Source organism: Anabaena sp. AL09 (genome assembly GCF_001672255.1).
Lineage (GTDB): Bacteria > Cyanobacteriota > Cyanobacteriia > Cyanobacteriales > Nostocaceae > Dolichospermum > Dolichospermum lemmermannii.
The window spans coordinates 1-9,774 of the sequence record NZ_LJOQ01000109.1 but is presented as its reverse complement, the minus strand read 5'-3'; the positions used below and the strand labels follow the sequence as shown (position 1 = coordinate 9,774).

Genomic DNA, 9,774 nt, shown 5'->3' with positions numbered 1-9,774 from the left:
GACAATGATATAATAGATGTCGTGGTTTAAATCCGACCAAAGTACAATGAACAAAAAAGAAGCCGCAGCATATTTAGGTTGTAGTGAAAGAACCATAGAAAGGCACGTTAAAGCAGGTATCTTATCATGTACCTACGAAAAAGGCGAAACAAGTGATATAGCAGTATTTCAGCAATCAGATTTAGATAAAATAAAGTTTAAAACTAAGGTGGTCACACCAGCTTACGAACAAATAGCAGAACCACGACAAACCGCGACATTAGACGAGAATGAGCTAACAATATACCACGATGAGCCTGTCGGGGTTGTCGAGGTTGGCGATATTTCCAAACTATCGGCAATGGTGGAATTGCTTCTGGTTGGGCAACAACTAAAGGCCAGCGACAAACTTGTATTAACCGTTGATGAGTGCCATCAACTAACGGGGTTCCCAAGGGAAATGCTTAAAGAAGCGATCGCTAATGGTCAATTACCAGCTAAGAAAATTGGTAGATCATGGCGGGTAAAAAGAAGCTGCTTAAATGCTTATATAGATGAAATATTATAATGCCGACAAACCACGACAATAGCAAAGTAAAAGCCAACGATATACCATAATGAACCTGTCGGAGTTGTCACCAAGAGAGTTTTTAATCTTTGGTCATTGGTCCTTGCAACTGTACGGGCGAAGCATTTGGAGAACTATTTTTGGCAATGACCGATAATTTATCTTCCAAATGCTTCGCCCCTACTGACAACTGACAATCACTTAATTATCATTTTCATTGATTTTAATTGATGTATCAAAATTTCCCGTACAATTAATAGCGGCGTGTACAACGTCGCTTTTTTTATATAATTTTCTTGTACAATCACTGATACATAAAGTAATATTTGTATAGTAAAATAGTACAAATTATTCTTTACAAAACTATGACAAGTACACCTTTAGAGCCAAGTTTGAAGGATAAAGTCTTTGAAATTTGTGAAAACTTACATAGTGAAAATAAAAAAATAAACAGAGATATTGTACGACAGCAATTAGGCGGCGGAAGTTTTTCAGATATTAGTCCCCTAGTTGCGGAATGGAAAGAGCTTAAAAAATTGGAATCCGTACAATCTGATAGCCTAGGTGGCGTAGTCATCGAGAATGAAAGTACAGAAATAAGTCCCAAAATTTGTACAGAACCAAGTACAAAATCTGATGGCTTAGATGATGCAAGCAATCTTGTGTTGAGTCAAGAATCAGAAATTACCGATGCAGCACAAGAGTTAAACGCTACATCATTAAATCCTGCTTTTATCCCTGATAGTGATATAAATAGTATGGTTCGGGCTGGGGCAGAAAAAGCCGCAGGGACGTTAATTGCTCAAGAAGCGATAGCGAAGCGCTCCGTAGGAATCGCCACTCATTTTTACCAAAATCCAGATCAACTGCCATCAGATTTAAAAGCGCAATTGGAGGGTGCGAGAGGAAATTTTACGCAATCACGCAGCAATACCAACAAAGCCGCGTACAATCCCCAGAACCTGATCAATTTAGCAATGCAGAAAATCAAGGAAACCCAAAGAGAAGACGGACTGGAACTAATTGGTTGAAATTAGTTGTAAGTGGCTTTTTGCTGGCTGTGAGTTCATTCAATCCCCAATCAATTATCTTGTCCGTAATTGGTAGAGTCGAGGGGGAATTCACTGCACCCAGCTTCCGATGTTCTTAACTTTCGCTTTTGCTCATGTGTATGTAATCGTGGCAGCTTTCGTGAATGGCTAGAAGGTTTTTAGATTTACCATTTTTGTGGTTTCCATCAACATGATGAAGATGTACCTTCTCATCATTGAGCATTTTTAATCCACAATGACCACATTTATGGTTTTGCCGTTTGAGGGCTTTAGAGGTATCGTTGTTATAGAGCTTGCTGTTACGCTCGCTCCAATAACTCAAATCTCCGTCGTAGGGTGATTTCTCCCCTTTGACCATGATGTGTTTACCTTCGGAGTAAGGAACTGATGGGAACGCTTTATCTAGTAATTGCTTACTGGTATAGCGGTTCTGTTTAGCTTCCTTATTGAGTACCCTGAAAGCTCTTGTTTCGATGTGGAATAACGAGTTTCTAGACCCGTCCATCTTGCAGAAGCGGTGGTAATTTCTCCAACCTCTAACTACAGGGGCTAATTTCTCAGCCTTTGTGGTAGCACCATAATTCGAGTTGTTGACGATGAATTTTACTTTCTTGCGGAAAGATTTATAGTTGTCCACTGATGGAACACATCTAAACTTCCCGTTTTTCTGGACTTTAAAATTCCAGCCGAGGAAATCAAACCCATCTGTCGCGGCGGTTAGCTTTGTCTTTTTCTCACTGACTTTCATTCCCCGTTCTGCTAGGAACTGACTGATTTTATCAAGTATTTCTATTGCATCGTCTTGAGGTCTGAGTATTATCACCATGTCGTCCGCATAACGGATTGTTGGCTCAATAATATGTTCCCTTGAGGTCTTGTCTGTAATTCTGTAGCTGGATATCCTGTGATATCTATGAATACTTTCAATCCCATTTAAGGCGATGTTAGCTAATAGTGGACTTACTACCCCACCTTGAGGTGTTCCTTGTTCGGGAAACTCTGGATTAACTCCGGCTTTGAGACATCGGAAAATACCTTGTCTTATGCTGTAAGGAGCGATGAGTTCGTCCATAATGGCGGTGTGGTTTATCCTGTCAAAGCATTTTTCGATATCGAGTTCTATAACTCTTTTATCTATTCCGTTGCAAGATGAGTTTAGGTTGATGAACAGGTATTTCTGCGCGTCATGCGCCGAGCGTCCCGTCCTAAACCCGTAGCTCCTAGCATGGAAGGTTGCTTCATGCGCTGGTTCTAATGCGTATTTGATAAGGCATTGATACGCCCTATCTGCAATAGTGGGGACTTTGAGAATCCGGGTTTTTCCATCCTTTTTAGGAATGGGTATTTCACGTAATCCCTGGTGTTTCCAGTCATTACATTCGGTTCTGAGTTTTTCATTCAGTTCAAACCTTTGCTCGAATGAGAGCGGTTGATTTCAGAATCAGCTTTTGTAGGGACTTTGCTTTGCGCTTGTCGCCAACTTGAACCGCTTTGTACACTCGTTTTTGTAGGCGGAATAAGTTACGGCGGAATTTCTTCCAAGGCAACGTCTTCCAGGATTCACGCTTAGTTATCTCTGTGTCTAATCATGCTCTGCTCCAATTTGTGTATTCTGAACACCTCAGACCAATTCCGGTCTGTCCTACCCGAATTGAAGGAGTTCCGCTGCTCGTCCAGCCTACCTAGGGTTCGACCGCCCTAAGACCTTCAATCCGTTTTTATTCGTTCCCTCGGTTGATTGATAGTTCCGTTAGGTGTAGCCAATTCAACTACTGGATTCCCTAGACTCTTGCCGCTATTCACAGACGATGCGGCGGGAATTAGCTCCAATGAAGTCAGGTTTTTGATGTTGTGTCCTGCTCCGGAATAAGTTGCTTTTTGAGGCTCTGTTTCACCATGGGAACCGGATGTCTGATTGCGTCCTGTTCCTAGCTTCGACCTCCCGAAACCGAGTCGGGTCATCGTAGGCAGATAGGGAGTCATACCTGAGTCTGGTAGATGGGACTTGCACCCATATCAGACCGAGAGTTCAACCTTTTCTCTATTACTAGAGTTGGGTTGGTTAGCTTATGTACGGACTGAGTACCGTGATTCAGCTAACAACGAATCGCACTCTGTATTTCCACAGCTTCTTAAACCATCCCTCAAGAATGAGGAAGAAGAATTACCAACCAGTGAGTTTACCATTTACAGACAAGCTGAATTAAACCGCACCACAGCATCATTACTCGCTAATGGGGCAATTTTAATTGTGGGAGAAGAGGGGAGTGGTAAATCTGTCTTAGGAAATGCCGTTGTAGAAAAATTAACCTGTGATGGGTTTTTGGTGGCCTTTGTTGAACCAACTACTCCCAAACAAATGCTTTTAGAGATTACCCAGCAGTTTGAACTTCCCACTGAAGATATAGAGGGAAAAAATTTAACTGTGGAAAAACTCAAAAGAGCGATCTGCTTGCAGCAGCGCTTCGCTATCGCCCAATTCCTCTCAGAAAACACAGCTTTTATCGTCCTCGATGATGCTCAAAGTTGCGACATGAAATTTAGAATTTGGCTGAAACAGTTACGCCGTAAGGGTGTACCGATGCTGGTTTTAGCTACAGACCCACCGCGATCAGATATCTTTATTAATATTCCCAGAATCGAACTGAAACCTTTACCAGAAAAGGCAATCAGACAAATTATGAAAGCAGCAGCGCAAGAAAGAGCGATCGCCCTAACGTCTGCCGATTTATCTAAACTGCAAGAACGCGCCGGGGGTAATCCAATGTTAGCAATTAGGGCAATTGAGGAGGAATATTTAGGTTTAGATATTGAAGGGGCTGATCACAGAAGATATTTTGACATCACACCATTAATTTTGGTAGTTGGTGTAATCTTCGGTGGCATCGCGGCGGCTATATTCTTAGGACTCTCCCGACTGCTTTACAGTTTGCCTCAAGAGGAAAGGAGAATCAGGTAATGTTGGGAATATCTCACCTATTAATTAGTGGAACTGCCACCAGTTTATTACTGCAAACTGCTGACCCGGTTTTGATTGCTGTTGGTGCAATTGGTGGTTTACTTCCTGATGTTGATGTTTCTACTTCTCCAGCAGGTAAGGTTTTTCCTTGGATAAGTGGCTATTTCCAAGAAACAATGCCCCATAGAAGTATGACTCATTCTATAGTTGCCAGTGCAGTGGTGGCGATCGCCTCCTATGGAACAGCAATATTTATTCCCCAATTTATTCCTATAGCATCAGCGTTAACTATTGGGTACACCTTTGGCTGGTTTGCTGATTGCTTTACTCGCGGTGGTGTGGAGATGTTCTGGCCTTCTCCTGTGCGTTGTGTTTGTCCTGGTAATAGAAACTTACGTTTGAAAACAGGGAGTAATGCTGAATATTTTATACTTTGTATTTTAATAGCGATCGCTCTATCAGCTTTTAGCATCAATAGTAAGGGGGGAATTTTAACCCAGTTTAACCGCTTAATTGCCTCTACATCGGGAGTACAGGGTGTTTATAATAGTTCTGGAAGTACCCATAAAATTATTGCCAATATTAAGGGAGTGAGAGCCGGTGATAGATCAAAAGTTGATGGACAATTTCAGATTATTCAACCTAACGGGACTGGATTTATAGTCTTAGAACCTAAAACAAATAAACTATATAAAGCCGCAACTGACCCTGATAGTCAAATTGTTATTGAACAAATTACAGCAGATGTTTCTACACCTGCTATTACTACTATTGAATCGGTATTTGTGGAAGATCAGGTTATTGGGGAGGCGATAGCGAAGCGCTGCTGCAAGCAGTTCGCTAAATTTAACCGCACTAATACAAATGTATTCATTAGTGGTGATTTGTCAGTTGATGATTTTGACACTTCAGTTTTACCCCGTGATCCTTATCAATTTAAGTTTATTGAGGCATCACCTAGTAATATTAAATTAGAAGCTGCACCGCTAAAAGTTGTGATGAAATTCTTAGGGGATGAATTCGCCAGCGGTAGTTTGCAAATTCGGTCAATTGTTAGTAGTCAATAATTATGATTAAACCTGATGGGATATATTGGCAATAAGCGAACTGCTTGCAGCAGCGCTTCGCTATCGCCCCTGGTGGAATATGAGGAACTAGAAAAAGCTGTTACTCATCAGTGGATACTGAGTACAGCTAAGGTAAAAGAATTGATTGGTGTTACCCCAAGGGTAGGTAGGGATGAAATGACCTTTGTATAGGGTAGCTTTACTTTCACCAAAGCTGGTAAGCTTGGTGATCATGTGGGGTGGTAAGACCCAGTATTAAAGCCGTATAATTGCACTGACTATCAATTTAATTGCGAATTATTATAATCTAAATCTGTTAGATGAATTAATACCTGATGTGCTTTTTTACGAATTCGTTTTTCTGGTGAATCTAGCATTTTAACTAGCTTTGGTATGGCTTTCTTTAGCTTAAGAGTTTCTGTTGCATCAAGTGCAGCAAGTTTTACACTAAGGTTGTCATCATTCAGAAGTTGAACAATTCTATCAGAAAGATGTTTAGAATGTATTTTTGCCAACGCTCGAATTGCACTGGCAGATACTAATACTTCTTCGCCAGAAATTACTTTTGTAACACCTCTATCATCTATGGCTTTAAACAGTAGCATTTCAGACCTTTGGTTTTTTATATTACCCAAAATATTTACAACAATTTCTCTGATTGTGGGTTCACCACTATTCATCTGTTTTTCTAGTTCATCTAGTGATTCTTCAGCTTGAAATATCAAGGCTTGACTAACTTGTTTTCTTACATAAGGATTATTATCTTTCAAATTCTTAGCCAGTTCTGGAATCACTTCTCTATCTTTAAGTTGACTGAAATATGCTGCTGCTGCTGCTCGAACTTCAGGTTCAGAATAATTGAGATATTTTCGTATGCTAGAAATAGCAGGCTCATACTTTCTCTGGCGCAATTCTGAGATTATTTCTTCAATTGTATAGGGAGTTTTTGTTAATTCAAGTTGTGTCACTAGTTCTCTTGAATCATTAGACATTGAGAATTTAGGAACTTCTCCGGCATAATTACTTATGGTGATTTTTTTTGTAAAATCCGCATCAATTTTTTTATTTTTGTCATAATAAATACTTAGCCTAGCATCACCTTCTATTTTGGCATGAAGCTTTTCTAAGCCAATTTTCAAAATAATATAATCAGCATCCTTCACTTCGATTTTTCGAGATAACGGATAATAACTTATTTTTTTTTCTATATCTTGATTACTAATTAACCAATCATAAAATTTAGGTTTGACTTCAGCCGCATACTCTCTTTCATCTTGAGAGATTTTTACTTGTGTAAATTTTAATTCTGCTCCTTTCAAAAAAGCTATATTATCTCCTTTATTCAGAAGTTTTATTTGAACTTCTGGATGGGATGTTTTGTTATCAACTTGAAAATCAACAATTTCTAATTTAGCACTCGGCATTATAAAGAATTTTATTATTGTTACAAGTGCTATAGGTATGCCAATAATTAATCCTATCACTTCGAGCCTTTTCTTCCAAGTATCTATCCTACTGTTAGGTTGGTTATTATTTGCTTCCTCAATCATTTTTTAATTTCTCCTTAGTACAATATTTATTTAAAAACTGATTTCCCAAATCAATTATTTCAATAGCCTGAATTGTCGAATTCTGTACTGTATTTGCTGGAGAATTTTCTAATTTTTCCTTGACTAAATCAATATTAATATCAACTTCTTTATCACTAGAACATTTAAGTTTTCCATCTTTGCTTACAAATAAATTCATCCAAATTTCATAAGATAAGTATTTTACAATTGGCTCAAAATTATCTTGAGATATTTGTTCTAGTATATACGCTTTAATATTGTAGTTTTTTTTCAAATTTTCTACTGAACCATAACTTTCTCGTTTAGCTTGTTTATCCAAATCATCTTCTTTAAAAGTTTTTGTTATCGTCATTAGTTCATATCCAATTTGAACTGCGACAAATGTTGGAAGATCCTCTTTTTTCTCGCTCATTCCGTATTTAGATATTCTACCAATTCCTATACCATTTGTATCCATAAAATCTCGTGGATCTTTTTCTCGTAATTGACCAGTTTTTAAGTCCCAACTTATACTTTGAAATAATTGATAATATAAATTTTTAGCCAGAACTGATAATTTATATATCTCTTCTTTATTTTTTGAGGCAATAGCTTTTTCTAACAGTGTTAACGTTATATTCAGAGCTTGGTGAAAATCATTATTTACTCCATAAAAGTAAATTAAATAGCCTAAATATCTATAATATTCTGGATATCCCCTCGAAAAATTAATGGCGAGTTTAAGATATTTTTCGGCATTAAATTTATCTTCAATATCTTGATAAACGTTAGAGAAGTATGTATATGTCATACTAAATAGGTGATTAATATCTTTACAGGGTGAGTTTTTTGCTCCTGATTCACACTTAAACTCTTGTTGTAATTTACTAAGTTTATTCTCGGCTTTGGTTAATTCGTGAAGTGCTTCAGAATATCTTTTTAAATGTCTAAGAGCTATTGCTTTACGTTGTAGGTGATTAATAATGGCTAATTCAACAAATTCAGATTTTTTTATTGTATGAATCCTTTTCCAATATAAAAATTTTTCTTCTTTTTGTAACCAATCTAGTATTTTTTTCGATACTTCTTTATTTTCTGGCTTATCATCCAATATGGTCATTAATCTGTTATAATCTGGCAAATCAGGAACAGGTGGTTTATACGAAAAAAATATTATAGCTATTCCTCCCACTAAAAAAGACATTAATACCAAGATAAAAGTGACTGGTTTAACATATTTTTTGTTGTTATTAGTAATTTGATGTATCTGATTCATAAAATTTTACGCTTGTATTATATAAAGTTTTATTTGTAAAAACAGATAGTATTTGAAATAGATAAGTACTACTTTTATCGCCTATAAACTATCTAAATTTTTTGAGTTGATCTACACTCAAAAAAGCAATTTATTTCTGGTTTTAGCAAGTTTTGATCGATCATGACTTTGAGGACTGAAAGGGGGACAATCATAGATAAAAAGCTTACACTGAAATGATTTGAAAGGTAAGTCCATTAAAAATATCAAACCCATTTTAGAATGAACACCAACATAAAATGGGATTTTCCGACCAAAATTATTGACAATGGAATCAATAAGGGTGGAAATTTATCTATATCTTTTTATGTTTAACAAGGTTGGAAGTATTACAGAGTATTGGGTTCAATGTACTTTGTTCCTCCCTTCAGTTTTGAGGAAATTAATAATTGAGAGACAATGCCCTTGATACGAAAATGATCTTGTTTATAAATTGAAGTATATAACCACTTGTTCCTATTCTGATGAATCCAACAGATTAAGCCTCTTACCCAAGTTATAAAAGGCTAATCCAAAAGACATAATGCTACAGCACCCTTATTCAATATAAACGTTGAATCAGCGCAATTACTTGACAGTGCTATGGTAAAATCACACCAATTATGCTGTCGAGAATTTAAACAATAACCCGCCGCGCCGCTAACAACTCCTCAATCAACGCTTCTACTACATCAAATTCTGCCCAATTAACGTTAGAAACAAAAGTATAGAAAGCCATTGAATAAAGCCAATCATCGGATAAAATCCCTACGGTAGGAGATTTTACGTCAAAGTCATCATACTTATATAATCTGACCGACAGCGATCACTAATCTTGATTCAATTCTGCCCATGTTGATTCAGATGTTGAAAGGTCGTTAAATGATCGTTTAACATCAAAAAAGCTATAGCATAGATATAATAATGGTTTCCATACCACTAAAACTTTTAAATCTAAACACACAAGCTTTAAAACCAATTAATTATGAAGCCATTACCACAAGCTACACTTAAACCACAAAATAAAGTAATTGAGAAAGAAAAATCGCACTCTGGCATATTCTTAGGGGAAAAATGCTATTGGAATCCGGCTACTTTAAGAAATGGTCATGCAGTAGTTTTAGGGACATCTGGCAGTGGTAAGACTCAAACCTTAAAATCAATGGCTTATGAATTACCGTCACTGTTCCCAGAAATTAAAGTTATTTTGATAGACTTAAGTAAGTCGGCCCAATAAAATCGATATATGTTTAGTTTTGTAAAAACCGTGAAACACCCTATTTATAAGGTATTCGTTAATTTATA

General features: G+C 37.2%; 8 protein-coding genes and 1 pseudogene. 6 read left to right on the top strand and 3 right to left on the bottom strand.

Annotation, left to right across the window (positions count from 1 at the left end; translation table 11 throughout):
- The first annotated feature begins 46 nt into the window (after positions 1-46).
- Entirely contained in the window at positions 47-547 is a 501-nt protein-coding gene (locus AN490_RS22835; RefSeq protein ID WP_300007335.1) for a helix-turn-helix domain-containing protein, read from the top strand.
- Positions 548-912: 365 nt separating this feature from the next.
- Positions 913-1,578 carry a DNA-binding protein gene (locus tag AN490_RS22830; RefSeq protein ID WP_300007333.1) on the top strand — a complete coding sequence of 222 codons (666 nt, stop codon included), beginning with the start codon at positions 913-915 and terminating at the stop codon, positions 1,576-1,578.
- 115 nt (positions 1,579-1,693) lie between these two features.
- Here AN490_RS22830 and AN490_RS22825 read toward each other — a convergent pair.
- A pseudogene (locus tag AN490_RS22825) lies at positions 1,694-3,189 on the bottom strand (reverse transcriptase domain-containing protein).
- A gap of 415 nt (positions 3,190-3,604) precedes the next feature.
- Here AN490_RS22825 and AN490_RS22820 point away from each other — a divergent pair.
- Genes AN490_RS22820 through AN490_RS22810 form a run of 3 tightly spaced genes read left to right on the top strand, consistent with a single transcriptional unit; the run spans position 3,605 to position 5,817 of the window.
- Positions 3,605-4,558 carry an ATP-binding protein gene (locus AN490_RS22820; protein WP_300007330.1) on the top strand — a complete coding sequence of 318 codons (954 nt, stop codon included), beginning with the start codon at positions 3,605-3,607 and terminating at the stop codon, positions 4,556-4,558.
- Positions 4,558-5,625: a metal-dependent hydrolase gene (locus tag AN490_RS22815; RefSeq protein WP_300007328.1), complete on the top strand. Its 1,068-nt coding sequence runs from the start codon at positions 4,558-4,560 to the stop codon at positions 5,623-5,625. The genes AN490_RS22820 and AN490_RS22815 overlap by 1 nt, the downstream gene beginning before the upstream one ends.
- Before the next feature lie 15 nt (positions 5,626-5,640).
- Positions 5,641-5,817, top strand: a complete 177-nt coding sequence (locus tag AN490_RS22810) for a hypothetical protein (RefSeq protein WP_300007326.1) — start codon at positions 5,641-5,643, stop codon at positions 5,815-5,817.
- Positions 5,818-5,906: 89 nt separating this feature from the next.
- On the opposite strand, the gene AN490_RS22805 is transcribed toward AN490_RS22810, so the two are convergent.
- Together AN490_RS22805 and AN490_RS22800 are read right to left on the bottom strand one after the other, a co-directional pair.
- Positions 5,907-7,175, bottom strand: coding sequence for a HEAT repeat domain-containing protein (locus tag AN490_RS22805; RefSeq protein WP_300007323.1), 1,269 nt, complete (start codon positions 7,173-7,175; stop codon positions 5,907-5,909).
- On the bottom strand, positions 7,168-8,451 hold the full coding sequence (locus AN490_RS22800) for a hypothetical protein (RefSeq protein ID WP_300007321.1): 1,284 nt from the start codon (positions 8,449-8,451) through the stop codon (positions 7,168-7,170). Before AN490_RS22800 ends, AN490_RS22805 begins: the two co-directional genes overlap by 8 nt.
- A gap of 1,003 nt (positions 8,452-9,454) precedes the next feature.
- On the opposite strand from AN490_RS22800, the gene AN490_RS22795 reads away from it, so the two are divergent.
- Complete coding sequence (locus tag AN490_RS22795; RefSeq protein WP_300007319.1) at positions 9,455-9,706, top strand: ATP-binding protein; 252 nt, start codon at positions 9,455-9,457, stop codon at positions 9,704-9,706.
- Positions 9,707-9,774: the final 68 nt, after the last annotated feature.

Coding starts and splice junctions, on each gene's coding strand:
- AN490_RS22815 (WP_300007328.1), top strand. CDS start 4,558: ATGTTGGGAATATCTCACCTATTAATTAGTGGAACTGCCACCAGTTTA.
- AN490_RS22835 (WP_300007335.1), top strand. CDS start 47: ATGAACAAAAAAGAAGCCGCAGCATATTTAGGTTGTAGTGAAAGAACC.
- AN490_RS22810 (WP_300007326.1), top strand. CDS start 5,641: ATGGGATATATTGGCAATAAGCGAACTGCTTGCAGCAGCGCTTCGCTA.
- AN490_RS22795 (WP_300007319.1), top strand. CDS start 9,455: ATGAAGCCATTACCACAAGCTACACTTAAACCACAAAATAAAGTAATT.
- AN490_RS22800 (WP_300007321.1), bottom strand. CDS start 8,451: ATGAATCAGATACATCAAATTACTAATAACAACAAAAAATATGTTAAA.
- AN490_RS22805 (WP_300007323.1), bottom strand. CDS start 7,175: ATGATTGAGGAAGCAAATAATAACCAACCTAACAGTAGGATAGATACT.
- AN490_RS22830 (WP_300007333.1), top strand. CDS start 913: ATGACAAGTACACCTTTAGAGCCAAGTTTGAAGGATAAAGTCTTTGAA.